Raw genomic sequence first — 25,640 nt, 5'->3', positions numbered from 1 at the left:
AGGCGGCGCCGTTTTGAATGGAGAACACTGCAATGAACGTTTTGAACAAGAACAACACCACAGTGGCCCGCGTGAAAATGCTGATCGACGGCGAGTGGGTCGAGTCGCAAAGCAGCCAGTGGCTGGATGTGATCAACCCGGCCACCCAGCAGGTGCTGGCGCAGGTGCCGTTCGCCACCAGCGCTGAGGTGGACGCCGCCGTGGCCGCTGCGCACAAGGCCTTCAAGACCTGGCGCGACACGCCGATCGGTGCGCGCATGCGCATCATGCTCAAGCTGCAGGCGCTGATTCGCGAGCACTCCAAGCGCATCGCCGTGGTGCTCAGTGCCGAGCAGGGCAAGACCATTGCCGATGCCGAAGGCGACATCTTTCGCGGTCTGGAAGTGGTCGAACACGCCTGTTCCATCGGCACCCTGCAGATGGGTGAATTCGCCGAGAACGTTGCCGGTGGCGTCGACACCTACACCCTGCGCCAACCGCTGGGCGTGTGCGCCGGCATCACGCCGTTCAACTTCCCGGCGATGATTCCGCTGTGGATGTTCCCGATGGCCATCGCCTGCGGCAATACCTTCGTGCTCAAGCCGTCCGAGCAGGACCCGATGTCGACCATGCTGCTGGTGGAACTGGCGGTGGAAGCCGGAGTGCCGGCCGGTGTGCTCAACGTGGTACACGGCGGCAAGGACGTGGTGGACGCCATCTGCACGCACAAGGACATCAAGGCGATTTCCTTTGTCGGCTCGACCGCCGTCGGCACCCATGTCTATGACCTGGCGGGCAAGCATGGCAAGCGCGTGCAGTCGATGATGGGCGCCAAGAACCACGCCGTGGTGCTGGCCGATGCCAACCGCGAGCAAACGCTGAATGCGCTGGTCGGTGCCGGTTTTGGTGCGGCAGGCCAACGCTGCATGGCGACCTCGGTGGTGGTCCTGGTCGGCGCCTCGAAACAATGGATTCCCGAGCTCAAGGCGCTGGCGCAGAAGCTCAAGGTCAACGCCGGCAACGAGCCGGGCACCGATGTCGGGCCGGTGATTTCCAAACGCGCGAAGCAGCGGATTCTCGACCTGATCGAAAGCGGCGTGAAGGAAGGCGCCAGGCTGGAGCTGGACGGACGCGACATTCAGGTGGCCGGATACGAGGATGGCAATTTCATCGGTCCGACGCTGTTCACCGGCGTGACCACGGCGATGCAGATCTACACCCAGGAAATCTTCGGCCCGGTGCTGTCGGTGATCGAGGTCGACACGCTGGATCAGGCCATCGAGCTGGTCAACGCCAACCCGTTCGGTAACGGCGTCGGTCTGTTCACCCAGAGCGGTGCGGCGGCGCGCAAGTTCCAGAGCGAAATCGACGTCGGTCAGGTTGGCATCAACATCCCGATTCCAGTGCCGGTGCCGTTCTTCAGTTTCACCGGCTCGCGCGGCTCCAAGCTCGGCGATCTGGGTCCGTACGGCAAACAGGTGGTGCAGTTCTACACTCAGACCAAGACCGTCACCAGCCGCTGGTTCGATGACGACAGCGTGAATGACGGGGTGAATACGACGATCAATCTGCGTTGATCGAAGGACGGGCCGGCATGCCCCTGTGGGAGCGAATTCATTCGCGAAGCGGCGTTTCAGGCGGTGAGTCCGTGTCGACTGAAACGCAAACATCTCTCCTGTAGGAGTGAGCTTGCTCGCGATAGCGTCGTGTCAGATTCATCATCGGCGCCTGACACACCGCAATCGCGAGCAAGCTCACTCCTACAAAGGACCTCGTAAGGAGAACACCATGAAAATCGCATTCATCGGTCTGGGCAACATGGGCGCGCCGATGGCGCGCAACCTGATTCGGGCCGGGCATCAACTGCATCTGTTCGACCTCAACAAACAGGTGCTGAACGAGCTGGCCGAACTCGGCAGCCGCATCAGCGAATCGCCGAAACATGCCGCGCAGGATGCCGAGTTGGTGATCACCATGCTGCCGGCAGCGGCCCATGTGCGCGCGGTGTACCTGAACGACGACGGCGTGCTGGCGGGGATTGCCCCTGGCGTGCCGGCGGTGGATTGCAGCACCATCGACCCGCAGACCATTCGCGACGTGGCGGCCGCTGCGGCGAAGCAGGGCGTGGTGGTCGGCGATGCGCCGGTGTCCGGCGGCACCGGCGGCGCTCAGGCCGGCACGCTGACGTTCATGGTCGGTGCCAGCGTCGAGCACTTCACCGTGCTCAAGCCGATCCTCGCGCAGATGGGGCGCAACATCGTGCATTGCGGCGATGTCGGCAACGGACAGATCGCCAAGATCTGCAACAACATGCTGTTGGGGATTTCCATGATCGGTGTGGCCGAAGCGATGGCGCTGGGCAATAGCCTTGGCATCGATACGGCGGTGCTGGCCAACATCATCAACAGCTCGACCGGCCGTTGCTGGAGTTCAGAGATGTACAACCCGTGGCCGGGCATCGTCGAAACGGCGCCGGCGTCACGAGGCTATACCGGTGGCTTTGGTGCGGAACTGATGTTGAAGGACCTCGGCCTGGCGACCGATGCCGCCAAGGCGGCGCATCAGCCGGTGATCCTTGGCGCCGTGGCGCATCAGCTGTATCAGGCGATGAGCCTGCGCGGTGATGGCGGCAAGGATTTTTCGGCGGTGATCGAGGGATATCGCAAGAAGGAATAGCCGGGTCACAGACTTGTGGGAGCCGGCTTGCTGGCGAATACAGTGTGTCAGTCGACGTCGATGTGTCTGACGTTGCGCATTCGCCAGCAAGCCGGCTCCCACAGGTTTTTCATTTGGCTCGGGCTCGGCGTCAGCCGCGCGGGCCGGCGTATTCATTGGCCCATTGCTCCTGCGTCAGCAAGTGCTGCTTGAACCGCCCGATCTGCTCCGCCACCCGCGCCGGTGATGTACCACCCCAACCGCTGCGGGCGGCGAGGGCGGCGTCCAGGGTCAGGGCGTCGAGCACTTCGGGCGTCAGCCGGGCATCGGTTTCCGCCAGCATCGCAGGGGTCAATTGTTCTAGACCGATGTCTTGCGCTTCGCACAACTGCACCAGTTGCCCGGTGATTTCGTGGGCCTCCTTGAACGGCACGCCGCGCACGGCCAGCCAGTCGGCAACTTCGGTGGCGAGGGTGAACCCCAGCGGCGCCTGATGCAGCAACTCTTCGCGGCGCACCTTCATGGTCCGCACCATGCCGGAGAATGCCGGCAGCACCAGAAACAGCGTGTCCAGCGCATCGAGCACGGCGTGTTTGTCCTCACTGAGGTCGCGGTTGTACGACAGCGGCTGGGCCTTGAGCACGGCCAGGATCGCGGTCAGCGAACCGATCAGACGGCCTGACTTGCCTCGCGCCAGTTCGGCGATGTCCGGGTTCTTTTTCTGCGGCATGATCGAGCTGCCGGTGGCATAGCCGTCGTCCAGTTCGACCCAGCGGAATTGCCGCGAGGTCCACAGACAGAACTCTTCGGCCATCCGCGAAATGTTGATCCCGAGCATGCTGGCGCAGAACAGGAATTCGGCGACATGGTCGCGGCTGGCGACCGCATCAATGGAGTTTTCGCAGGGGCCGGCGTAGCCCATTTCCGCCGCCGAGCGTTGCGGGTCGCGGGCGATGGCCGAGCCCGCCATGGCGGCAGCGCCGAGGGGCGACAGGTTGAAGCGCCGGTCCCAGTCTTGCAGGCGCTGGATGTCGCGATGAATCGCCTGGGCGTGGGCCATCAGGTGATGGGCGAAAACGATGGGTTGGGCTTGCTGAAGATGGGTGAAGCCTGGGGCGATGGTGTCGATGTGTTGCTCGGCCTGGGCCACCAGCGCCTGTTGCAGGTCGAGCACCGCCAGGGTCAGCACGCGAATCTGGTCGCGCAGCAGCAGGCGCATGTCGTTGGCGGTCTGGTCGTTGCGCGAGCGGCCGGCGCGCAGCTTGCCGCCCAGGGCGCCGAGGCGTTCGGTCAGCAGGCGTTCGATGAAGGTGTGGACGTCTTCGTCGGCATCGATGGGCTCGACCCGACCGGCGGCGAAATCTTCACCGATGGCCTGCAGGGTGTCGAGGATGCGCCGGGTTTCTTCGGCGTCGAGCAGGCCGGCCCGCTGTAACTCGTTGGCGTGGGCTCTGGAGCCGGCCAGATCGTAAGGCGTCAGGCGAAAGTAGTCGCGCGGCGCCCGCGACAGGTTGGCCATGGCAGGCGCCGGACCGGATTTGAACCGCGCGCCCCACAGGCGCTCCGTAGCATCGGACATCGGTATTTCCCCTTGGATCGGTGGAAGGCTGGCAAGCCAGGCGTCGACCAGAGCCTAGGAAAAACGGCAAGCGGGGGAAATGTCACAGATGGCAAGTGGACTTGGCAGAAATGGAAACCTGCCAGGGAGCCCAAGGTTGGCAAACCTGATCTGTGGGAGCGGGCTTGCCCGCGAAGGTGCCGTGTCAGGCAAACCTGCTGCGTTTGACCTGACGCTTTCGCGGGCAAGCCCGCTCCCACAGGTTCGGAGTTGCCTCTTGTTACAAGGGACGCACCATCAAGCCGACAGCAGGGCGTTCAGCTCGCCTTTGCGTTCCAGCAGGGCCATGTCGTCGAAGCCGCCGATGTGACGGTCGCCAATGAAGATCTGCGGCACGGTGCGACGGCCGCTGCGGTCCATCATGATCTGGCGCTGTGCGACCGAAGTCTGCACGTTGATTTCGTTGAAGCGCACGCCTTTGCCCTTGAGCAGGCTCTTGGCGGCAACACAGTAAGGGCAGGTGCTGGTGGTGTAGATGGTAACTTCAGACATGGCATTTGACTCCGTGGTCGGCCAGTGGACGCAGCCGTGGATCGGTTTTTGGAATGGCCCGGTGATGTGTGGAGCCATTCATGACGGCTTTCATATTAGTGCGGGCCGGACGGCTTTTGGCGTCTGAGCGTCGTGGATATGCGGCAGATCGTCTAACGTACACCGCCACCCTTGTAGGAGCTGGCTTGTCCTGCGACCGGCGACGCAGTCGTCGTAAAACCGGTGAATGCGGTGTGTCAGGAATGCATAGTCGTCTGAATTCACGACTGCTTCGCAGCCGGTCGCAGGGCAAGCCAGCTCCTACAGGGAAGTGATGTGTTCGTGGCTCAAGGCACCTGCGGCGTTTCAAACCACGCCTGGTCCGGTGTGGCGAAGCGCATTTTCTGGCGGACATACGTGGCGTTTTCGGCGCTGCTCAGTTGCTCCAGCAGCAGAAACGCGACTTCGGTGGCCGTGCCCGGGCCGCTTGAGGTGATGAAGCGGCCGTCGACCACCACCGGGCGATCGATGAATTGCGCGCCGCTCTCCAGCAACTGGGCTTTACGCTTGCCGCCCACCTGGTGATAGGTCGTCGCGTTGCGTCCTTTCAGCACCCCCGCACTGCCCAGGCACAGCGAGGACACGCAGACACTGGCGACGGTTTTGTCCGCCGCGACGAAGTGGCGGATGACATTCAGGAACGGCTCGCTCAACGCTTCTTCGTAGAAACCCGACGGCTCGAAACCGCCCGGCAGCGCCAGCGCATCGAAGCTGTCCAGATCGATTTCATCGAGCAGGTAACGCGGATTGAGCGACAGGCCGAACGTCGTGGTGATCTGCCGTCTCAGCCCGGCATGGACCAGTTCCAGCGGCTGATCGCCGAGCAGGTCGGCCCAGCCCAGCACGTCGGTGAACGCCGCCATTTCCAGCGGTTCGACGCCATTGGCCAACAACATCAGTACGCGTTTCATGGGGAGTCCTCGTTCAGGTGAGCGGATGGGGGTAGCGGCTCATGCTCCGCTCTGAAGCCCGGCAGCAGAAGCCCTCGAATCGGTAATCCAGTGTTTCGGTGAATGAAACGCTGACGGTGCAGCGGGCAAAAAAAATGCCTGACCGAGGTCAGGCATTTGGCGGGAGCGGTGTGGCTTAGAAAGGACGGTATGGCAGGAACTTGCCGTCCAGAGTGATCACGGCGCGGGAGCCGCCTTCCGGATCTTCGACTTTCTTGATGTCCATCTTGAAGTTGATGGCGCTGATGATGCCGTCGCCGAATTGTTCGTGGACCAGCGCCTTCAGGGTGGTGCCGTAGACCTGGATCATTTCGTAGAAACGGTACACGGTCGGGTCGGTCGGAACGCCGTTGCCGATGCTGCCACGCAGGGGGATGCTTTGCAGTTGCAGGACGTCGTCGGCGCTCAGTTCCAGACGCTGACCGATGAGGGTGGCGACTTCCTTGGTCAGCGGGTGCTGGCCGAGCAGGGCGGCGGTCACGTAGGTCAGGCTCAGGCCGGTGCCTTCGTTGAGTTGTTCGAACGTCAGGCCTTTCTTGGCTTTGCTGTCGAGAACTTTAGCGGTCAGGGCCAGGGTTGGGTCTTGGTAGGCTTGTGCTTGTGTCATGTCAGTAACTCCGGTGCGGTGTAGGGTGCTTAGCAACTCAAGTGGGTGTTGCCGGTTGCTGTGGGACTGATCATGGCGGCATTCAATTATTAGTTCCAAGACTCATATGCAATACTTTCCATAAGTGCTGCCTATAGGAATCTGCCCATGCTTCTCCGTCATCTGCGCTATCTGTTGGCGGTCGCCGACCACGGCAATTTTACCCGCGCCGCGCAAGCTCTGTACGTCTCGCAGCCGACGCTGTCACAGCAGATCCGCCAGTTGGAGGAGTCCCTCGGTGTGGAACTGCTCGACCGCAGCGCGCGCACGGTCCACCCCACCGACGCGGGTGCGGTGTACATCGAATATGCGCGGCGGATATTGCGGGACCTTGAGGCGGGCAAGCGCGCGATCCACGACGTCAAGGACCTGTCCCGGGGCAGTTTGCGGCTGGCAATGACGCCGACGTTCATGGCGTATCTGGCGGGCCCGTTGGTACGGGATTTTCTCGCGCTGTACCCGGGCATTCGTCTGGAAGTGTTCGAGCTGTCGATGGCGGATGTCGAAGCGGGGCTGGCCGATGACTCGCTGGACATCGCCATTGCCTTCACCGAGGTGTGGAATGCCGATATCGAGTCGTCGCCGCTGTTTGAAGAAAAGCTGGCGCTGATGGTGGGCCGCGATCACCCGCTGTATGAGCGCCACGAGCCACTGGCGCCTGCCGAACTGGAGCGCCTGCCACTGGCGCTGCTCACCGGTAACTTCATCACCCGCACGTGCATCGACGACTATTGCGTCGCCCATGGCATCAAGCCCACGGTGATCCTGGAAGCCAGTTCAGTGAATGCGATTCTGGAGATTACCCGTCATGCCGGGGTGGCAACGATTCTGCCCCAGGCCACGGCCAATGAAGACCGCACCTTGCGCAAGATCGATTTCATCGGTGAGCCGCCACAGCGGACGGCGGCCTTGCTCAAGCGCAGGAACAGCTATCAGAGCACGGCGTCAGCGGCGTTCGAGAAATTGCTGCGGGACAAACTCGCGACCCTGTTGGGGGAAGACGAGTAGAAAGGGGATTTGTTGCCGATGAGCTTTTCCCTGTGGGAGCGAATTCATTCGCGAAAAATGGGCCAGACAACCGATCTGTGTCGGATGTACCGGCCTCTCGCGAATGAATTCGCTCCCACAGGAGATCCGGGGTACAACACACCGGCAGCTTCAACCGGTGTGCCCTGTGCCGACCACGTCGTATTGCAGGACATGGCGCACGCCGGCGGAGTCCAGGTAGACCAGAGTCACGGGCGCGACGTCGAGGAACTCATCCGGGCCGCTCTGGCTGATGACCTTGGCGATGTCCAGATGGGTGCCGTATTGGTAGTGGGTCACGGGGGCGGCGTCGTCGGCGTGGGCGGCAAAACCGGTCAGTGACAGGGCGGCGATCAGCAGTGATTTGTACATGGTGCAATCCTCTTGAGTGTATGAGCCCGCTTTTCGGGCGTGCAGGTGTCCGGCGCATGGCGAACCATGCGCTGAAGACTTCAGGCGTTCAGGGTTGTAGAGCTGGCGCGATCAGGCGGCAGCGGTTTCGCGAATCGAGCGATGGGCGCAGGTGTGCGGGTGATCGGCCAGCGAGACGAAGCTGTGGCTGTCACCGTCCAGCGCTTCGACGCCACCGGTTTCGATGTCGTAGACCCAGCCGTGCAGGTTCACTTCACCTTTCTGCAGGGCCAGACGCACGCTTGGGTGGGTCTGCAGATTCGACAGTTGGGCGATCACGTTTTCCCGCACCATCGCGCTCAACTTGGCGGCATCGCTGCTGTGTGGGCGAGCCTGGTTGATGACCTTCGCCGAGTCGGCGTGGCGCAACCAACTGGCCACCGCCGGCAGGTGATCCAGGCATTTGCACTGGGAGATCGCAGTCATGGCGCCGCAATCGGAGTGGCCGCAGATCACGATGTCGGTGACGCCGAGCACGGCCACCGCGTATTCGACGGTGGCGGACACACCGCCCGGCTCAGGACCGTAGGACGGCACGATGTTGCCGGCATTGCGGATCACGAACAGCTCGCCGGGTTCCTGCTGGGTCAGCAGCTCGGGGACGATGCGGCTGTCAGAGCAACTGATGAACAGCGTGCCCGGGCTCTGCGTGGTCGACAGGTGTTTGAACAGATCGGTGCGTTGTGGGAAGGCTTCTTTCTGGAATTTCAGAATGCCGTCGATGAGCGCTTTCATGGTGAGTACCTGGAGTGGGTTGGCTGTGGAAGCGATGTTGCGCGCTCGCAGCTATAACGTCTAAGACTCATATGCAATCCAAGCTATTGGTCGTCCCTATAGTTTGTGGACGGCTTATCCACCGACCACGATCTTGCCGATCATCTGTGGGTGCAGCCCGCAGAAGTACTCGAACGTGCCGGCGTTATCGAACTGAAAGGTGAAGCTCTCGCTAGTGTCCAGCGCCGCCGAGTGAAACGCCTTGTGGGTTTCGATGACCGTGTGCGGAATCTGGTCGTCGTTGACCCAGGTCACGGTGCTGCCGACCGGGATGTTCAGGTCTGTGGGGGCGAACATGAAATCCTTGATGTTGATGCGCACGTCGTCGGCCAGAGCGGGCAGGGCGATGAGCAAGGAACTGAGCAGAGCGGATTGCAGAAAGGTTTTCATGAAGCGGACTCCGGGGTTGAGTGATGCAGTGGAGAGCGGGTGGTGCACATTTCCCTGTGGGAGCGAATTCATTCGCGAAAAATGCTCCAGACAACCGATCTGTGTCGGATGTACCGGCCTCTCGCGAATGAATTCGCTCCCACAGGTGGTCCTCCGTCGTCTTCACGCCAGCGTCGAATCGATCAGCGCCAAGGGATGATCCCCCTGAGTCGCCCTGACGTCGGTGAGGCCCAGGTAATTGCGCAATTGATCCGCCGGCACGGTCATCGGGCCGGGTGAGGGCGCGGTGCCCGGCGCCGGCTGTGGATAAGCCGTGCCGCGCGCGGTGTGGAAGGTGATGTTGCCTTCCACCTTCTGGATGACCTGATGAATGTGGCCGTTGAGTACCGTGACCGAGCCGTACTTGCGCAGCATGGCGATAGCCTGGTCGCCGTCCTCGGTGCCCCAGCCCCAGGGCTGGTACAGCGTCCACAGCGGAATGTGGGTGAACACCACGACCGGTGTGCTGGTCGACACCGCGCGCAGGTCGTCGGCCAGCCACGCCAGTTGTTCGGCGCCCAGCGTGGCCTCGCGGCCGGCCTGGAAATTGAACACGTTGACCAGAGCAATGAAGTGCACGCCGTGATCGTCGAAGCTGTACCAGCCGTTGCCTCGGGTGCCCTTGCCGTAGCGCTCCAGGTACAGCTTGCCGCCGCCTTCGTCGAGGGTGTCGTGCTCGCCAGGCACGTAATGCACGCTGGCCGGCAAGCCCTTGAGCAATTGCTCGGCGGTGTCGAACTCGGCAGGTTTCGACAGGTGGGTGATATCGCCGGTGTGCAGGATCAGCGACGGCCGCTGGGGCAGGGCGACAACCTTGCCGATGGCTTCTTGCAGGGTCTTCACCGGCTCGGGGTTGGCTTCCTTGTTGAAGCCGATGTGCGAGTCGCTGATCTGCACGAAGTGAAAATTGCTGTTAAGGGCTGCCAGGTCGGTCGGCGCGCCGCTGCTGTCCAGCGCGAATGCCCGTGGCACGCCGCCAGCCATGGCCCACAGCACACCGGCACCGGCCCACGCGGAACACTTGAGCAGGGTGCGGCGGCTCGGGTCGAGCGGTCCGTCGGTGCGTTTTTCCGATGATCTGCGGTCGCGTGTCATGGGGGTGTCCTCGGTGTCGTGTGGGTAGCAGCGCTCGAATCGAGCAGACACCCTTTACAACCGGGCACCGTGGGCTTTTATTCCGGGTGCAGAAATAAATTTTTTTTCGGGAATAAAATCCGGACGGGCGCGGTTATAGGAGGATCAGTGACCGGAGCCGACATGAAGCGATTCGAGGAATTGTTCGCGCCACACATGGACGCCGCCTATAACCTTGCCCGCTGGCTGACCGGCGACGAGAGCGCGGCGCAGGACGTGGTGCAGGCCAGTGCGATCCGGGCGTTCCGCTTCGTGCATCAATTCGTCGACGGCAACCCCAAGGCGTGGTTTCTGACCATCGTCCGCCATGAAAGCTATGGCTGGCTGAAGGCTTCGGCCGATGGTCGCTGGGTGGCGCTGGGCGATGAAATCGCCGAGGACGATATCGCCCTGAGCCACGGCCAGACGCCCGAACTACTGGCCATGCATGCCGAAGATGCACGGCTCCTTCAGCAGGCGCTGCAAGCCCTGGCGCCGGCCTTTCGCGAGGTGATCGTGCTCAAGGAACTGGAAGGCATGGCCTACAAGGACATCGCCCGTGTAGTGGATATTCCGCTGGGCACCGTCATGTCGCGCCTGACCCGGGCGCGCGCGATGCTCAAGCTCGAACTGCTCAAGTTGCATGCCCATGACTGAACTCACCTGCACCACCTGCCGCAACCAGCTTCACGGCTTTCTCGACAACGAGCTGGACGCCGTCGCGCGCGCCGCCATGGTCGATCACCTGCAAGGCTGCGCCGAGTGCCGTCGCGAGCAGGCGCAGGCCCAGCTGCTGATCGACAGCGTCAAACGCCACGCGGCGTACTACCCGGCGCCCGACCTGCTGGTGCGTACGGTGTTCGCGCCGCAGCCCGCAACGTCACAGGACTGGATGGCAAAACTGCGCAGCTGGCTGGCACCGGCGTTCTCTGCGGCGGCGCTGGCGTTGGCGCTGGTGGTGTACGTCGCCACGCCACCGGCCGAGCAGCCGTGGATGGACGAGGCGGTGTCGAGCCATGTGCGTTCGTTGATGGCCGAACACCTGAACGATGTGGCGTCCTCGGACCGGCACACGGTCAAACCCTGGTTCACCGGTAAGCTGGACTTCTCGCCGCCGGTCTACGACTTCAAGGAGCAGGGCTATCCACTGCTCGGCGGGCGGCTGGATTACCTGCAACACCAGACGGCGGCGGCCTTGTCCTATGGCCGGGCGAAGCACGTGATCAACCTGTTCATCGTGCCCGTGAGCAGCGGCGACAAGGCGCGTGAAGTCCTGTCTCTGCGTGGCTACAACGTGGTGACCTGGCAGCACGACAACATGCGTTTCATCGCGGTATCGGACCTGGAAAAAAGCGAGCTGGAGACCTTCAGCGAACTGGTCGGCAAGGGGCTGTAGAGGAGGCTATAGCGGAGTCTGTCGCGGGGGATGCAGCGAGGCGTTGCAGGCGTCCGCTGACGCCTGCAACCGGAGCAACGAAATCAGGCGAAGACGAAGTACTTGCGCACGGTTTCGACCACTTCCCAGGTGCCTTTGAAGCCCGGTTCGATGATGAACTTGTCGCCGGCTTTCAGGTGGATTGGCTCCTGACCTTCAGGGGTGAGGACGCAGTAGCCTTCCTGGAAGTCGCAGTATTCCCACTTCACGTACTCGACGTACCACTTGCCCGGTGTGCAGATCCAGGTACCCATGATCTTTTCGCCGTCGGCGCTGGTGTAGGCGTTGAGGTTGACGGTGTGCGGGTCGCCGCCGATGCGTTCCCATTTGCAGGCGTCGACGACGGGCAGTGGCGTGGTGTCGCGAAGAAGGACGATGGATTTGCTCATGACAGCTCCGAATGAGGTGGCGAAAGTTTGCGCTCGCACACCATAGGGAGGTCTTCAGCGGTTCAGTTGTCTGGGCTCGACATCGATGTGCTCAGGAGCGCTCGTTCGGTCATTTGGGCGCATCGGCTGTCAGGGTGTCCAGCAACGCTTTCGCATAACCCGGCAACGCGGAAAAATCAGGCGCGCAGAGCCGCAACTGGCGGTCGGCCCAGTGATCGGTCAGGGCGATGCTCTTCAACCGGCCCGCCTGTTGAAAACGTTGCACCGCTGCCAGCGGCACCACGCTCAGACCGGCGCCGCGCACGACCATGCGCAGGGCGCCGTCGAAGCTCTCGGCGCGCACGCGGATCTTCAGGCGGCGGCCAATGTGCAGGGCTTGTTCTTCAAGGTAGATGGCCATGGCGCTGTTGACGCCTAGGCCGACGAAGTCGTATTCCAGCGCCTGGGCGAAACGTACGTCGGACAGGGCGGCCAGCGGGTGATCAGGTGGTGTAATCAGCACCAGCGGGTCGGCGCAGAAGGGCAGGGTCTGCAGGTCGCTGGCGTCCACCGCGTCGGAAATGATGCCGATGTCCGCCGTGCCGTGGCGCACCGCGTGAAGGATGCGCAGGCTGGGGTGTTCTTCCAGGTTGATGTCGATGTTCGGATGGCGGGTGAGAAACCCGGCCAGCCGCTCCGGCAGGTGCTCGCTGAGGGCCGAGGTGTTGCACAGCAGGCGGATCTGGCCTTTGAAGCCCTGGGCATATTCGGTGAGATCGGCCTGCAGGCGTTCGGCCTGCTGCAGAATCAGCCGCGCATGCTGAGCCAGCGCCTTGCCCGCCGCTGTCGGCGTCACCCCGCGCCGCCCGCGTTCCAGCAGAGCAATGCCCAGCGAACCTTCCAGCCCCCGAATCCGCGCACTGGCCGACGCCAACGACAAATGACTGTGCGCCGCCCCGGCGGTGATATTGCCGGCCTCCAGCACATGGAGGAAAAGCTTGAGGTCGATCAGATCAAAGTGCATACAAGTTTCCGGATTGCACCCGCTTTTGTAGGAGCTGGCTTGCCCTGCGACCGACGGGGAACCCGTCGTAAAACCTGCGGGCGCGTTTTGCCTGGCACACCGCGTTTACCTTATTTACGACTGCTTCGCAGCCGGTCGCGGGACAAGCCGCGCTCCTACAAGTACGGCGTCTGCATATCGCCTGATTCACCACGATCCCCTGTAGGAGCTGGCTTGCCCTGCGACCGGCGACGGAGTCGTCGTAAAACCTGTGCGCGCGTTTTGCCTGACACACCGCATTTACCGGATTTACGACGGGTTCCCCGCTGCTCGCAGGACAAGCCAGCTCCTACAAGTACGGCGTTTGTATATCGGTGTTGTGGTGTCCGGACTGGCGTCTTCGCGAGCAGGGCTCCCTCCCACAAAGCAGGTGGTGAGTCATGGCTCTGTTAAATCCGAAGGCTGGCTCAATATATCGCAGATTTTCAAAGCGCAGCACTGGCCTCAGGATGGCGGCATGAATACTTTATTTGCGCTGTATCAGGATATCGGCTGGAGCCTTTCTGCTCTGGTGTTGCTGGCCTTTTTGTTGGCCGGCACTGTCAAGGGCGTGATCGGCATGGGCTTGCCCACGGTCGCCATGGGTTTGCTTGGTGTGGCTATGTTACCAACGCAGGCTGCGGCGTTGCTGCTGATTCCGTCGACCTTCACCAACCTCTGGCAACTGGCGGTGGGCGGCCATCTGCGCGAGTCGATCAGGCGCCTGTGGCCGCTGCTGTCGATGATTGTGTTCGGCACCGTGCTGGGGTCGTCGGTGCTCGGCCTGGGCGGCGGTCATGCCATGGGCCGCGCTCTGGGCGGTGCGTTGTTCGTCTATGCGCTGTGTGGCCTGTTTCTGCCGCCGCTGAAGGTGCCGCCCCGTGCCGAGCCCTGGCTGGGGCCGCTGTGCGGTTTCGTCACCGGACTGGTCACCTCGGCCACCGGCGTCTTCGTGATTCCGGCGGTGCCGTACATTCAGGGCCTGGGGCTGGACCGCAACCAACTGGTGCAGGCGTTGGGCCTGTCGTTCACCGTGTCGACCCTGGCGCTGGGCGCCGGGCTGTTCTGGAACGGCGCGGTCGGCGGCGCGGAAATGGGCGCTTCATTGCTGGCCGTGGCGCCCGCGCTGGTGGGCATGATGCTGGGGCAATGGCTGCGTCAGCGCATCAGCGCTGTGCTGTTCAAGCGGGTGTTTTTCGTCGGCATGGCGCTGCTCGGTCTGCACCTGCTGATCAGCGGCTGATGCGCGAGGTCTGTGTCAGCGTACGGCCGACGACGGGCTGATCATGTCGACCCGGCGAATGTCGAAATCGCGCACCAGATAATCCATGCGCTGTTCGAAGAAGGCGGCCATGTGCGGCAGCGCCGAATGCACGTCCACATGCGCTTGCGATTGCCAGATCTCATAGAAGATGAACAGCGTGGGGTCTTCCCGGTCGCGCAGCATGTGGTATTCGATACAGCCTTCTTCGCTGCGGCTTGCAGCGACATAGCCGCTGAACAGCGCTTCGAACTCGGCGGCTTTTTCCGGCTTGGTCTGGGCGTGAAGGATGAAACCGTGCAGCTCGCTCATGGGGCGGCCTCCTGAACTGAAAGTGGCCAGATTCTAAGTCAACAATCCCTCATGAATTCGTGCTTGTGAAGCAAATGTATTTTGCTCGTGCGCGGGTTTTTGCATGAATCGCAAATCGCTATCCTGCCGTCCATTCCGAATTGACCACTCTCAATCAGGCGCTCTGCGACGGGCCTCTGCTTGATTCTTGACGAGGCTTTTTGCATGAAGAAGATTCTGTTCATCAACGGCGGCAAGCAGTTCGCCCACTCCGACGGCCGTTACAACCTGACCCTGCACGACGCCGCCCTGGCGTTCATGGATCGCGCCGGTTTCGACGTGCAGCAGACTTTCGTCGACGGCGGTTACGACGTCGCTGAAGAAGTGCAGAAAATGCTCTGGGCCGACGTGATCGTCTGGCAGATGCCGGGTTGGTGGATGGGCGCGCCGTGGACCGTGAAAAAGTACATCGATGAAGTCTTCACCGAAGGCTACGGCAGCCTGTACGCCAACGATGGCCGCACCCGCTCCGACAGCTCGCAGAAATACGGCAGCGGCGGCCTGTTGCACGGCAAGCAATACATGATCTCGGCGACCTGGAACGCGCCGCAGCAGGCGTTCGACGACCCGACCGATTTCTTCGAAGGCAAAGGCGTGGACGCGGTGTATTTCCCGTTCCACAAGGCCAACCAATTCCTCGGCATGACTGGTTTGCCGACGTTCCTGGCGGTGGATGTGATGAAGGTGCCGAACATCGAAAACGACGTGAAACGCTACGAAGCGCATCTGGCTTCGGTGTTCGGCGTCTGAAAGCCTGACGTCCGGAGCCTGCGCCGCCTCGACGGCCGGCGCAGGCTCGGGTGAATCAAGCCGGGTTTTTCACGCTGTCACGTTGTTGGACCTTGGCCTGCCAGGCCAGCAGTGCGGTGCATTCTTCAGGGATGGCGATGCTGGCAAAACCCGCGAAGATCAGCCCGCACAGCACGGTGATGTCGGCCATGGAGAACTGGTCACCGGCCACGTAAGGCTGGCTGCGCAGGACCTGATCGAAATACTTCATGCCAGCGACGGCCTTGTCGCGCTGACGGCCACCCCACTCGACGCGGCCCGCCCAGTCCGGGCTCTTGTACGGTTGCAGTGCTTCGCCCAGGCCCGGGGTGGCGTGGTGGAAGTAGATGCCGACCGGATCAGCCAGCTCGGATTCGGCGCGTTTTTGCATCATGTGGATGATTGCTTTCTGCTTCGGCGTCTTGCCGGTGAGCGTCGGATTGCCGTCCATGTTGTCGAGGTATTCGGTGATGGCTGTGCATTCGGAAATGTTGGTGCCGTCACTCAGTTGCAGCACCGGCACTGTGCCGGTCGGGTTGATGGCGAGAAACGCCGGTTGCTTGTGTTCTGCCGCCGGCAGATCGACCTTGATGAACTCGACCTGCGAGGCCAGACCCTTTTCGGCCAGGACAATGCGTACGCGCAGCGGGTTGGGAAAACCGGGAATATCGAAAACTTTCATGCAAGCTCCATAGCTGTCTATCTACTGGTAGATATACAATGCGCGACAAGTATTTTCGCTGTCAACGTCTATCTATCGATAGGAAGGTAAATTCATGACCTCCGATACCCGCGAAACGATCATGGCCGTCGCCCGAAAAATGGTGCAGACCCGTGGCTACAACGGTTTGAGCTTCCGCGAGCTGGCCAAGGAAATCGGCATCAAGAGCGCGAGCATCCACTATCACTTCCCCACCAAGGGCGATCTGGGCGCGGCCATCGCCAAGCGCTACACCGAGGACGGCGTCCAGTATTTGAGCGGCCTGCGTGCCGATTCGGACGATCTGAAGCTGTGGATGCAGGGCTACACCAACATCTTTCGCATGGCGCTGCTCAACGACAATCGCATGTGCCTGTGCGGGATCATGTCCGCCGAGTACGACGACTTGCCGCCGGAAGTGCGGGTCGAGGTAGATGCGTTCACCCAGGCCAACGTGGACTGGCTGAGCGACGTGCTGGCGACCTGTCGCCCCGGCCTGAGCGATGACGCGCGACGGCAACAGGCGCTGGCGATTTTCGCAGCGGCGGAAGGTGCGCAATTGGTGGCCCGTGGTCGCGGCGATATCGGCGTGTTCGATTCGACCATCGCGGCGTATCACGCGGCGGGGCTGTTGCCTTGAGGGCGCTGGCTTTTGCCTGTCATGCCGCTAATCTCCATCGGGTTTTGAGTGGAGGACAACAGTGAAAGCCCGATCCGATGAATTGCAGGTGTTTGTCACGGTGATCGAAAGCGGTTCGATTTCCGCTGCTGCCGAGCAGATGGGCCAGACCCCGTCGGCCATCAGCCGCACGCTGTCGCGGCTGGAAAGCAAGCTGGGCACCACGCTGATCAACCGCACCACGCGGCGCATGGACCTGACCGAAGAGGGCAAGTTCTTCCTCGAACGGGCGCGGCAAATCCTTGGCCAGATGGAAGAGCTGGAAGAGCGCATGGCGCTGCGTCAGCAGATGCCTTCCGGGCGTTTGCGGATCAACGCGGCGTCGCCGTTCATGCTGCATTCCATCGTGCCTTACGTGGCCGAGTTCCGCGCGTTGTACCCGGACATCCAGCTGGAGTTGAACAGCAACGACCTGATCATCGACCTGCTGGAGCAGAGCACCGACGTGGCGATCCGTATCGGCGATCTGGCCGACTCGACCCTGCATGCGCGGTCGTTGGGGACCAGCCCGCTGAACATCCTGGCCAGCCCCGAGTACCTGAAAAAACACGGCACACCGAAGACGGTCGAGGCGCTCGGCGGGCATTCGCTGCTCGGCTTCACCCAGACCGAAACCCTCAACCACTGGCCGCTGCGGCATGCCGACGGTGACCGCCTGTTTATTCAGCCGACGGTCAGTGCTTCCAGTGGCGAGACCTTGCGGCAGTTGGCGCTGGCGGGGGAGGGGATCGTCTGCCTGTCGCATTTCATGACCCACGAAGACATCCGTTCAGGCCGGCTGAAAGTCATCCTGCCCCAGGCCAACAGCGGCTATCGCCAGCCGATCCACGCGGTGTACTACCGCAACTCGCAACTGGCCCTGCGCATCCAGTGTTTTCTCGATTTCATTCAGCAGAAGCTGGCGGTGTATGCCGCGTGAACGGATTGCCTTTGCGGGCTTCCGGGGTTGAATGGATGCATCCGCGGGGTGTCATGGGTACGCATCACCCGCTTCTGGCCGAAGGCCGTGGGAGCCGGCTTGCTGGCGAATGCGATTGACGTGCTAAACCGTATTGACTGACACACCTGGTTCGCCAGCAAGCCGGCTCCTACAGAGGTTGGCGAACGCCTGCGAACTCCTGGCGCAACATCTCCACAAACGCCTCCCGCGCCGGGTGGTGTTCGGCGTTTTCGTGCCAGTAGAACAGGTTGTCGATGGAGGTCAGTTCCGGGAATTCGTAACCGACCCAACCCGAGCCCTTGTGGTACTGCTCGAACACACCCTTGGGCACCAGGGCCACGCCGGCACCGGCGCTGACGCAACCGACGATGGTGCCGTAGCTGGCGATGCTGATGATCGGCTGGGTCTGGCCGTTGTTCAGCAGCCAGCGCTCCAGCGCCGCGCGATACGGGCAGCCTTCCGGCCACATGAATATCGACTTGCCTTGCAGGTCCGCCGCGCTGCGGATCGGCCCCAGGGATTCGGCGGCGATCAGGACCAGATCCTCGCGGTACATAGAGGTGCGTTTCAGGCGCGGGCGCTTGACGTCGATGGCGACAATCGCGCCGTCGAGCTTGTGGTTGAGGGTGGCATCGAGCAGTTGCGGACCGGTGCCGGTGGTCAACTCCAGCGACACGTCGGGATAGCGGGCGTGAAAGCGCGCCAGCAATCGTGGCAACCGTGACGTGGCAGACGACTCGATGGCACCGATGCGCAACGGCCCGGACGGCGTGGCGTCCGGATGCACCGCGCGCTTGGCTTCCTCGGCCAGGCTGAGCATGCGCGCGGCGTAATTCAGAAAGATTTCCCCGGCCGGGCTGATGCGCAACCCCCGGCCATGGCGGAAGAACAGCTCGGTCCCCAGTTCGGCTTCCAGCGCCTTGATCCGCGCCGTGATGTTGGACGGCACGCAGTGCAGCAACTCGGCGGCACGGGCGATGCTGCCGCTGTCGGCGACGGTCTTGAACATGCGAATCTGGGCCAGTTCCATAGCTCACCAAAAGTGAATGGTTGCGTCATTATTGTTCGGTTGTGGTGAGCATAAGTTGTTTCGATACTCCTCGCCAGAAGCACAGGCACAGCGCCTGTCGGCAGGAGCAAGAGCATGAGCGCGGTCAATGAAACGGGGTTGGCGGTCACCGCCGTGGACTATCCACAGGTGCGCTGGCAGGGTTTGAAAGTCGCCCTGGCGACGTTGTTCGTGATCGCTTGCTGGGGCTATTCGCCGACCGGCATCCGCATCGGTCTGCTGGGCTATGATCCCGGTCACCTGGCCTTGCTGCGCTTCATCATCGCGTCGCTGTTCATGGCGCTGATCGCCTCGTCGATGAAAATCGCCCTGCCGCGACTCAGAGACTTGCCGCTGCTGGCGGTACTGGGCTTTTTCGCGGTCAGCCTGCACCACATTGCGCTCAATTTCGGCCAGCCGGGCGTCAGCGCCGGAGCGTCCAGTGTGCTGATCCAGTCGATGCCGCTGTTCACCGCCTTGCTCGCGCATTTCGTGTTCAAGGAGCGGGTCAGCGTCTGGCGCTGGACCTGCGTGGCCTGGGGGCTGGTCGGTGTGGCGATTGTCATCCTCGGTGATCGCGGCTTCGGTCACATCGACCCTCGGGGCTTGCTGATCCTGCTGGCGGCGTTTTCCTGGAGCCTGTATTTCTCCCTGCAGAAGCGCTACAGCCACCGTTATGACGGGCTGACCATGGTCTGCTACACGATCTGGGCCGGGACGTTTTTTCTGCTGATCTACCTGCCGGGGCTGCTCGGCGAAATCCTCAATGCGCCGCTGCGGGTCAACGTCGCGGTGGGTGTGCTGGGCTTGTTCCCCAGTGCGCTGGCCTACCTGGCCTGGGCTTATGTGCTGAAGCACCTTGAGGTGAGCCGCGCGACCATGAGCCTGTACCTGACTCCGCCGATGGCAATTGCGATCGCCTCGGTGCTGCTCGGCGAAATGCCTTCGCCGATGGTGATCGTCGGGGCGCTGGTGGTGTTGAGCAGTGTGCTGGCGTTGAATCTGCGGCGGGAGAGATATTGATGAGGGCTTGGGGCGTGGTGGTATTTCCTGTAGGAGTGAGCTTGCTCGCGATTGCGTTCTGACAGATACATCTAAGTCACTGACACGCCGCGATCGCGAGCAAGCTCACTCCTACAAGGGAGATGCGATTCGTGATCTGTGCGCAAGAGTCATTTGGCCTGGCAGCTGTTTTTCGCAACGAATCCCGCGCCGATACTGTGTCCATCATTTACTCGGCACAGGAGTTCGCTCATGAACATCTTCATTACCGGCGCAGCAGGTTTTATCGGTGGTTCCATCGCAACCGGCCTGGTCAACAAGGGCCATCACGTCACCGGTCTGGTGCGCAGCGCCGAACAGGCGGACGAGCTCAAGGCTCTGGGCATCGACGCGGTCATCGGCACGCTGGACGACAAGGACCTGTTGGTCGCCCAGGCACGGAAGTCCGATGGCGTGATCAACGCCGCCAGCAGTGACCATCGCGGCGCCGTCGAAGCGCTGATCGAAGGCCTGAAGGGCTCCAACAAACCGTTCCTGCACACCAGCGGTTCGAGCATCGTCGGCGACGCCTCGGGCGGGCAGGGCACCGACAAAGTCTACTACGAAGGTCAACTGCCGCCCGCCACGCCAGACAAGGCGCCACGGGTGGCCATCGACGATCTGGTTCTGGCCTCGGCCAAAGACGGCGTACGTTCCGCCGTACTCTGCAACACCCTGATCTACGGCCACAGCCAGGGCGTCGACCGCGACAGCGTGCAACTGCCGCGTCTGCTCAAACAGGCACGCAAGAGCGGCGTGGTGCGCCATGTCGGCAGCGGCGGCAACATCTGGTCCAACGTACACATCGATGACGTGGTCGAGCTGTATGCGCTGGCACTGGAGAAGAACCCGGCTGGCACCTTCTATTTCGTCGAAAGTGGCGAAGCGGCGTTTGCCGACATGAGCAATGCCATCGGTGAAGCGACTGGTCTGGGCAAAGCGCAGGACTGGCCACTGAAAGACGCCGAAGCCGAGTGGGGCTACGAAATGGCCAACTACGGCCTGGGCTCCAACAGCCGGGTGCGTGGCAAGAACGCCCGTGAACTGCTGGGCTGGGCGCCGAAGCGTACGTCGGTGATTGACTGGATCCGCAATGAAATGATCCGCGCTTGAATGAACTTGTAGGAGCCGGCTCGCTGGCGAATGCACCAGATCAGGCGCTGCAATGTTGAATGACGCCTGAACTGTAGGAGTGAGCTTGCTCGCGATTACGGTACATCAGATACGCAGATGTATCTGTCAGAACGCAATCGCGAGCAAGCTCACTCCTACAATGTATGCGGCCACCTTCGGGTGGTCGTTTGCGTTCAAGCAATATTTTCATCCCATCGAAAGGCCCGCAGAGGTAGTCTCTTCAGCGTTCAGACAGCCCTTCCGTAACAAGCTGTCGCCTCTGTCCAAGAAGGAATGCCCATGCGAGTCGTGACTCTCAAGACCCTCGCCCTGTCGGTGATTTTTGCCGCGAGTTCACCGGTGTATGCCGTCGTGCTGGAAGGCGGCGCCGTCGCTTCGCCTGACCAGTACGGTGCTGAAGTCGCTGCGCAGATTCTGAAAAAAGGCGGCAACGCCGTCGATGCCGCTGTCGCCACCGCCTTTACCCTCGCCGTGACCTATCCCGAAGCCGGCAATATCGGCGGGGGCGGTTTCATGACCCTGTTCATGAACGGCAAACCGTATTTCCTCGACTACCGTGAAACCGCGCCCAAGGCTGCCAGCCGCAACATGTACCTGGACGAAAAGGGCGAGGTGATTCCCGGCCTGAGTCTGGTCGGTGCCCGTGCCTCCGGTGTGCCCGGCACGGTGATGGGCCTGTGGGAGGCGCACCGTAAATTCGGCAAGCTGCCGTGGGCCGAACTGCTGACCCCGGCCATCGGCTATGCGAAGAATGGCTTCAAGGTCGCCGACAAGCAGTACCTGTACGGCGAAGCGGCGATCAAGCAGCTTGAGGGCAAGACCAACTTCGGCGACTACTTCGGCAATATGAAGGCTGGAGAAACCCTGCGTCAGCCGGAACTGGCCCAGACCCTTGAGCGCATCGCCGACAAGGGCGCCGACGAGTTCTATCAGGGCCAGACCGCCGACCTGCTGGTGGCGCAGATGCAGCACGACAACGGGCTGATCACCAAGGACGACCTGGCCGGTTACAAGGCGGTGTGGCGGAAGCCGCTGCACGTCAACTTCAACGGCAACACCCTGTACACCGCGCCGCTGCCGAGTTCCGGCGGGGTGGCGCTGGCGCAGTTGATCGGCATCAAGCAGGAGCTGGCTGAACAGTTCAAGGACGTGCCGCTGAACTCGGCGCGCTACATCCACCTGCTGGCGGAAATCGAAAAGCGCGTGTTCGCCGACCGTGCCAACTACCTCGGTGACCCGGACTTTTCCAAGGCGCCGGTGGAGGAGCTGACCGATCACGTGTATCTGGTGCAGCGCGCCCGCGAGGTCAACCCGAACGCGATTTCGCCAACGGAAAACGTCAAGGCCGGGCTGGAGTCGCACCAGACGACGCACTTCTCTATCGTCGATGCCAAAGGCAACGCGGTCAGCAACACCTACACCCTGAACTGGGACTACGGCAGCGGCGTGGTGGTCAGGGGCGCCGGCTTCCTGATGAACGACGAGATGGACGATTTCAGCTCCAAGCCCGGTGTCGCCAATGCGTTCGGTGTGGTGGGCGGCGACGCCAATGCCATCGAGCCGGGCAAGCGCATGCTGTCCTCGATGAGCCCGAGCCTGGTGACCCGCGACGGCGCGGTGACGCTGGTGCTCGGCACACCGGGCGGCTCGCGGATCTTCACCACAGTGTTTCAGGTGCTGAACAACCTTTATGACTACCACCTGCCGTTGAAAGACGCGGTGGCGATGCAGCGAGTACACCATCAGTTGCTGCCGAAGGACACGATCTACACCGAGAAATTCGCGCCACTGAGCGACAAGGTCGCTGGTGAACTGAAGGCGATGGGCTACACGCTGAAGGATCAGGGCTGGTCGATGGGCAACGTGCAGGCGATCAGGATCAACGGCAGCAAGATCGAAACCGCAGCCGACCCGCGCGGGCGGGGAGTGGGGATGGTGGTGAAGTGAGCGGGATTTTGATGCCGTGACGCAAACCCGTGTAGGAGTGAGCTTGCTCGCGATTGCATTGTGTCATCCAGCATTGATGTGTCTGGACGGACGTCATCGCGAGCAAGCTCACTCCTACAGGTTCATATCGGTGTCAGGCCTTAATGGTGCTCACGCGTCGCGCGGAATTTCACGTCCGGCCAGCGTTCTTCCATCAGCGCCAGGTTGACCCGGGTCGGAGCCAGGTAGGTCAGGTGACCGCCGCCGTCCAGTGCCAGGTTTTCCACCGCCTTGTTCTCGAATTCTTCGAGCTTCTTCTTGTCGCTGCAATCGATCCAGCGGGCTGACCACACGGTGATCGGCTCGTAGGCGCACTCGACCTTGTATTCCTCTTTCAGGCGGCTGGCGACCACATCGAACTGCAGCACACCGACGGCGCCGAGGATGATGTCGTTGCTGCGCTGCGGGAAGAACACCTGGGTCGCGCCTTCTTCGGCCAGTTGCTGCAGACCCTGACGCAGTTGCTTGGATTTCAGCGGGTCTTTCAGACGCACACGGCGGAACAGCTCCGGCGCGAAGTGCGGGATGCCGGTGAAGCCCAGGGCTTCGCCTTCGCTGAAGGTGTCGCCGATCTGGATCGTGCCGTGGTTGTGCAGACCGATGATGTCGCCGGCGTAAGCCTCTTCCAGTTGCTCACGCTCGCTGGAGAAGAAGGTCAGGGCGTCGCCGATGCGCACGTCCTTGCCGGTGCGCACATGGCGCATCTTCATGCCTTTCTCGTACTTGCCCGAGCAGATGCGCATGAACGCAATGCGGTCGCGGTGCTTGGGGTCCATGTTCGCCTGGATCTTGAAGATGAAGCCCGAGAACTTCTCTTCCACCGGCTCCACGGTGCGCTCGTGAGCGGCCCGGGCGAGGGGCAGCGGTGCCCAGTCGACCACCGCGTCGAGCACATGGTCGACGCCGAAGTTGCCCAGCGCGGTACCGAAGAACACCGGGGTCAGCTGACCGTCGAGGAACTCCTGCTGATCGAAGGTGTGGCAAGCGCCCTGCACCAGTTCCAGCTGTTCGAGGAAGCGCTCGTATTCGTCACCGAGGTGGGCGCGGGCTTCGTCGGAATCCAGTTTCTGGATGATTTTGGTCTCGGTGCGCTCATGGCCGTGACCCGGCGTGTAGACGATGATGTAGTCGCCTTCCAGGTGGTACACGCCCTTGAAGTCGCGGTAGCAGCCGATCGGCCAGGTGATCGGCGCGGCCTTGATCTTGAGGACCGCTTCGATTTCGTCGAGCAGTTCGATCGGGTCGCGGATGTCACGGTCGAGTTTGTTGATGAAGCTGACGATCGGCGTGTCACGCAGACGGCAGACGTCCATCAGGGCGATGGTCCGCGGTTCTACACCCTTACCGCCGTCGAGCACCATCAGCGCCGAGTCCACCGCGGTCAGGGTGCGGTAGGTGTCTTCGGAGAAGTCTTCGTGGCCCGGGGTGTCGAGCAGGTTGATCATGTGCTCGCGATACGGGAACTGCATCACCGACGTGGTGATGGAGATGCCGCGCTGCTTCTCCATCTCCATCCAGTCGGAGGTGGCATGGCGGTCGGACTTGCGGGACTTCACCGTACCGGCGACGGCAATGGCCTTGCCCATCAGCAGCAGTTTTTCGGTGATGGTGGTCTTACCGGCGTCCGGGTGGGAAATGATGGCGAAAGTGCGGCGTTTCGCGACTTCGGCGGCCTGTCTGGTCATGGGAAATCGCCCGAGAGGTGATTCAAAAAAGGGCGGCGATTATAGCCCAAACGAAGTCAATAACCGAACCGTTCAGTCAATCAAGGGTGGCCAAATAGCATCTCGCGTGGGAACCTTTGCGGTTCCGGAGACGTCCACTCCCTGGCAACGCAAGGTGCCAAGGGACGCAAAATCAGCAAGTTAGCTTGACGAAGCTGCGCTCATGGCTCGTGTTTTCGCCCTTACCGGCGACCCCACCCGCTGCTCTTCGCGAACCTTCGCAGATGGCCCACCGGTCCATCGCACGCGATACGTTCGCCGACTGAAATAAGGAGTCCGCCTGTGGCTAATCGCTATGGCAAGGGGCTATTGGGAGCTGCGATCGTCATCGCACTCCTGGCCCTGCTGGTGCACTGGATAGGCATCAGCACCCTCAAGCAGTATCAGGATGATCTGCTGTTTTACCTGCAAGCCCACGTGATGCTGGTACTGGCATCGATGCTGGCGGCACTGGTGGTCGGAATCCCGACCGGCATTGTGCTCAGCCGACCGAACATGGTTGGCCGCGCCGAACGTTTCATGCAGATCTTCAACATCGGGAACACTGTTCCTCCTCTTGCGGTGCTGGCCATTGCCCTGGGCGTCCTGGGTATCGGCAGCGGACCCGCGATCTTCGCCCTGTTTCTCGCCTCGTTGCTGCCCATCGTGCGCAACACCTACGAAGGCCTGAAAAACGTACAGGGTTCTCTCAAGGAAGCCGCCACCGGCATCGGCATGACACCGCGTCAGGTGTTGTGGCGTGTCGAGTTGCCCAACGCCGTGCCGATCATCGTCGGCGGTGTGCGGGTCGCCCTGGCGATCAATGTCGGCACCGCGCCACTGGCCTTCCTCATCGGTGCCAACAGCCTGGGCAGCCTGATTTTCCCCGGCATCGCCCTGAACAATCAGCCTCAACTGGTGCTGGGTGCTGCGTGTACCGCATTGCTGGCGTTGTTGCTCGACGGCGCGGTGACTCTGGCGAGTCGCCTGTGGCTGGAACGAGGGTTGGCTCGCTAAGCCGGTAAACGAGAGACGAGTCACCGAGAAAGGAA

General features: G+C 62.0%; 26 protein-coding genes and 2 pseudogenes. 14 read left to right on the top strand and 14 right to left on the bottom strand.

The genetic code is table 11. The features are described from left to right. The first annotated feature begins 32 nt into the window (after positions 1 to 32). Both ACIPL0_RS19580 and mmsB read left to right on the top strand, forming a co-directional pair. On the top strand, positions 33 to 1,556 hold the full coding sequence (locus ACIPL0_RS19580) for a CoA-acylating methylmalonate-semialdehyde dehydrogenase (protein WP_400597786.1): 1,524 nt from the start codon (positions 33 to 35) through the stop codon (positions 1,554 to 1,556). Positions 1,557 to 1,767: 211 nt separating this feature from the next. After that, positions 1,768 to 2,655: a 3-hydroxyisobutyrate dehydrogenase gene (mmsB, locus tag ACIPL0_RS19575; RefSeq protein WP_400597787.1), complete on the top strand. Its 888-nt coding sequence runs from the start codon at positions 1,768 to 1,770 to the stop codon at positions 2,653 to 2,655. 130 nt (positions 2,656 to 2,785) lie between these two features. On the opposite strand, the gene argH is transcribed toward mmsB, so the two are convergent. The 4 genes from argH to cynS all read right to left on the bottom strand — a co-directional run bounded on the left by argH (position 2,786) and on the right by cynS (position 6,340). Next, entirely contained in the window at positions 2,786 to 4,213 is a 1,428-nt protein-coding gene (gene argH, locus ACIPL0_RS19570; RefSeq protein WP_400597789.1) for an argininosuccinate lyase, read from the bottom strand. Between the two features lie 276 nt (positions 4,214 to 4,489). Then, positions 4,490 to 4,744: a glutaredoxin 3 gene (gene grxC, locus ACIPL0_RS19565; RefSeq protein ID WP_400597790.1), complete on the bottom strand. Its 255-nt coding sequence runs from the start codon at positions 4,742 to 4,744 to the stop codon at positions 4,490 to 4,492. A gap of 326 nt (positions 4,745 to 5,070) precedes the next feature. Continuing rightward, on the bottom strand, positions 5,071 to 5,694 hold the full coding sequence (locus ACIPL0_RS19560) for a DJ-1/PfpI family protein (RefSeq protein WP_400597792.1): 624 nt from the start codon (positions 5,692 to 5,694) through the stop codon (positions 5,071 to 5,073). A gap of 175 nt (positions 5,695 to 5,869) precedes the next feature. Next, positions 5,870 to 6,340 carry a cyanase gene (gene cynS / locus ACIPL0_RS19555; protein WP_400597794.1) on the bottom strand — a complete coding sequence of 157 codons (471 nt, stop codon included), beginning with the start codon at positions 6,338 to 6,340 and terminating at the stop codon, positions 5,870 to 5,872. 147 nt (positions 6,341 to 6,487) lie between these two features. On the opposite strand from cynS, the gene cynR reads away from it, so the two are divergent. Next, positions 6,488 to 7,387 (top strand): transcriptional regulator CynR, encoded by a 900-nt coding sequence (gene cynR, locus ACIPL0_RS19550; protein WP_400597796.1) that lies wholly within the window; start codon positions 6,488 to 6,490, stop codon positions 7,385 to 7,387. Positions 7,388 to 7,537: 150 nt separating this feature from the next. On the opposite strand, the gene ACIPL0_RS19545 is transcribed toward cynR, so the two are convergent. The 4 genes from ACIPL0_RS19545 to ACIPL0_RS19530 form a co-directional block, all read right to left on the bottom strand. After that, positions 7,538 to 7,777 carry a DUF2790 domain-containing protein gene (locus ACIPL0_RS19545; protein WP_400597798.1) on the bottom strand — a complete coding sequence of 80 codons (240 nt, stop codon included), beginning with the start codon at positions 7,775 to 7,777 and terminating at the stop codon, positions 7,538 to 7,540. Positions 7,778 to 7,888: 111 nt separating this feature from the next. After that, a complete protein-coding gene (locus ACIPL0_RS19540) occupies positions 7,889 to 8,551 on the bottom strand; it encodes a carbonic anhydrase (protein ID WP_400597801.1) in 663 nt (220 codons plus the stop codon). Positions 8,552 to 8,665: 114 nt separating this feature from the next. Next, positions 8,666 to 8,980 (bottom strand): cupredoxin domain-containing protein, encoded by a 315-nt coding sequence (locus ACIPL0_RS19535; RefSeq protein ID WP_400597803.1) that lies wholly within the window; start codon positions 8,978 to 8,980, stop codon positions 8,666 to 8,668. 162 nt (positions 8,981 to 9,142) lie between these two features. Beyond that, positions 9,143 to 10,114: a metallophosphoesterase family protein gene (locus tag ACIPL0_RS19530; RefSeq protein ID WP_400597805.1), complete on the bottom strand. Its 972-nt coding sequence runs from the start codon at positions 10,112 to 10,114 to the stop codon at positions 9,143 to 9,145. Positions 10,115 to 10,276: 162 nt separating this feature from the next. On the opposite strand from ACIPL0_RS19530, the gene ACIPL0_RS19525 reads away from it, so the two are divergent. The 3 genes and pseudogenes from ACIPL0_RS19525 to ACIPL0_RS19515 form a co-directional block, all read left to right on the top strand. Continuing rightward, a complete protein-coding gene (locus ACIPL0_RS19525) occupies positions 10,277 to 10,789 on the top strand; it encodes a sigma-70 family RNA polymerase sigma factor (RefSeq protein ID WP_400731568.1) in 513 nt (170 codons plus the stop codon). After that, positions 10,776 to 10,889: pseudogene (locus ACIPL0_RS19520) on the top strand (zf-HC2 domain-containing protein); the annotation flags it as partial. The gene ACIPL0_RS19525 and the pseudogene ACIPL0_RS19520, both read left to right, overlap by 14 nt. Positions 10,890 to 11,411: 522 nt before the next feature. Then, positions 11,412 to 11,516, top strand: a pseudogene (locus ACIPL0_RS19515) (anti-sigma factor); the annotation flags it as partial. A 95-nt stretch (positions 11,517 to 11,611) separates the two neighbouring features. On the opposite strand, the gene ACIPL0_RS19510 reads toward ACIPL0_RS19515, so the two are convergent. After that, on the bottom strand, positions 11,612 to 11,956 hold the full coding sequence (locus ACIPL0_RS19510; RefSeq protein ID WP_400597808.1) for a cupin domain-containing protein: 345 nt from the start codon (positions 11,954 to 11,956) through the stop codon (positions 11,612 to 11,614). A 109-nt stretch (positions 11,957 to 12,065) separates the two neighbouring features. Next, positions 12,066 to 12,959: a LysR substrate-binding domain-containing protein gene (locus ACIPL0_RS19505; RefSeq protein ID WP_400597810.1), complete on the bottom strand. Its 894-nt coding sequence runs from the start codon at positions 12,957 to 12,959 to the stop codon at positions 12,066 to 12,068. 496 nt (positions 12,960 to 13,455) lie between these two features. On the opposite strand from ACIPL0_RS19505, the gene ACIPL0_RS19500 reads away from it, so the two are divergent. Continuing rightward, positions 13,456 to 14,220, top strand: a complete 765-nt coding sequence (locus ACIPL0_RS19500; RefSeq protein WP_400597812.1) for a sulfite exporter TauE/SafE family protein — start codon at positions 13,456 to 13,458, stop codon at positions 14,218 to 14,220. Positions 14,221 to 14,235: 15 nt separating this feature from the next. Here ACIPL0_RS19500 and ACIPL0_RS19495 read toward each other — a convergent pair whose 3' ends face one another. Then, on the bottom strand, positions 14,236 to 14,550 hold the full coding sequence (locus ACIPL0_RS19495; RefSeq protein ID WP_400597814.1) for a putative quinol monooxygenase: 315 nt from the start codon (positions 14,548 to 14,550) through the stop codon (positions 14,236 to 14,238). Between the two features lie 204 nt (positions 14,551 to 14,754). Between ACIPL0_RS19495 and ACIPL0_RS19490 the strand changes: the two genes are divergently transcribed. Next, positions 14,755 to 15,339, top strand: a complete 585-nt coding sequence (locus ACIPL0_RS19490; protein ID WP_400597817.1) for an NAD(P)H-dependent oxidoreductase — start codon at positions 14,755 to 14,757, stop codon at positions 15,337 to 15,339. A gap of 55 nt (positions 15,340 to 15,394) precedes the next feature. Here ACIPL0_RS19490 and ACIPL0_RS19485 read toward each other — a convergent pair whose 3' ends face one another. Then, the gene (locus ACIPL0_RS19485) at positions 15,395 to 16,039 is read right to left on the bottom strand and encodes a glutathione S-transferase (RefSeq protein WP_400597819.1); all 645 of its coding nucleotides are present in this window, start codon (positions 16,037 to 16,039) and stop codon (positions 15,395 to 15,397) included. 94 nt (positions 16,040 to 16,133) lie between these two features. Here ACIPL0_RS19485 and ACIPL0_RS19480 point away from each other — a divergent pair, with 94 nt between their 5' ends. Next, positions 16,134 to 16,697 (top strand): TetR/AcrR family transcriptional regulator, encoded by a 564-nt coding sequence (locus tag ACIPL0_RS19480; protein WP_400597821.1) that lies wholly within the window; start codon positions 16,134 to 16,136, stop codon positions 16,695 to 16,697. Positions 16,698 to 16,758: 61 nt separating this feature from the next. Then, positions 16,759 to 17,655 (top strand): LysR substrate-binding domain-containing protein, encoded by an 897-nt coding sequence (locus ACIPL0_RS19475; RefSeq protein WP_400597823.1) that lies wholly within the window; start codon positions 16,759 to 16,761, stop codon positions 17,653 to 17,655. Between the two features lie 169 nt (positions 17,656 to 17,824). Here the strand turns inward: ACIPL0_RS19475 and ACIPL0_RS19470 are convergent, their stop codons facing one another. After that, positions 17,825 to 18,706, bottom strand: a complete 882-nt coding sequence (locus ACIPL0_RS19470; RefSeq protein ID WP_400597825.1) for a LysR family transcriptional regulator — start codon at positions 18,704 to 18,706, stop codon at positions 17,825 to 17,827. Between the two features lie 114 nt (positions 18,707 to 18,820). Here ACIPL0_RS19470 and ACIPL0_RS19465 point away from each other — a divergent pair, with 114 nt between their 5' ends. The 3 genes from ACIPL0_RS19465 to ggt all read left to right on the top strand — a co-directional run bounded on the left by ACIPL0_RS19465 (position 18,821) and on the right by ggt (position 22,846). After that, positions 18,821 to 19,747, top strand: a complete 927-nt coding sequence (locus ACIPL0_RS19465) for a DMT family transporter (RefSeq protein ID WP_400597827.1) — start codon at positions 18,821 to 18,823, stop codon at positions 19,745 to 19,747. Positions 19,748 to 19,978: 231 nt separating this feature from the next. Beyond that, the gene (locus ACIPL0_RS19460; RefSeq protein ID WP_400597829.1) at positions 19,979 to 20,878 is read left to right on the top strand and encodes an NAD-dependent epimerase/dehydratase family protein; all 900 of its coding nucleotides are present in this window, start codon (positions 19,979 to 19,981) and stop codon (positions 20,876 to 20,878) included. Positions 20,879 to 21,178: 300 nt separating this feature from the next. After that, a complete protein-coding gene (ggt, locus tag ACIPL0_RS19455) occupies positions 21,179 to 22,846 on the top strand; it encodes a gamma-glutamyltransferase (protein ID WP_400597830.1) in 1,668 nt (555 codons plus the stop codon). A gap of 140 nt (positions 22,847 to 22,986) precedes the next feature. On the opposite strand, the gene ACIPL0_RS19450 is transcribed toward ggt, so the two are convergent. After that, positions 22,987 to 24,570, bottom strand: a complete 1,584-nt coding sequence (locus ACIPL0_RS19450; RefSeq protein ID WP_400597832.1) for a peptide chain release factor 3 — start codon at positions 24,568 to 24,570, stop codon at positions 22,987 to 22,989. A 321-nt stretch (positions 24,571 to 24,891) separates the two neighbouring features. On the opposite strand from ACIPL0_RS19450, the gene ACIPL0_RS19445 reads away from it, so the two are divergent. Next, positions 24,892 to 25,605, top strand: a complete 714-nt coding sequence (locus ACIPL0_RS19445) for an ABC transporter permease (RefSeq protein ID WP_400597834.1) — start codon at positions 24,892 to 24,894, stop codon at positions 25,603 to 25,605. The last annotated feature ends 35 nt before the right edge of the window (positions 25,606 to 25,640 follow it).

It is taken from the genome of Pseudomonas sp. NPDC090208, from assembly GCF_044746785.1.
Lineage (GTDB): Bacteria > Pseudomonadota > Gammaproteobacteria > Pseudomonadales > Pseudomonadaceae > Aquipseudomonas.
Note: the sequence above shows the minus strand (reverse complement) of the source record. Positions and strands in the feature narration are given on the sequence as shown.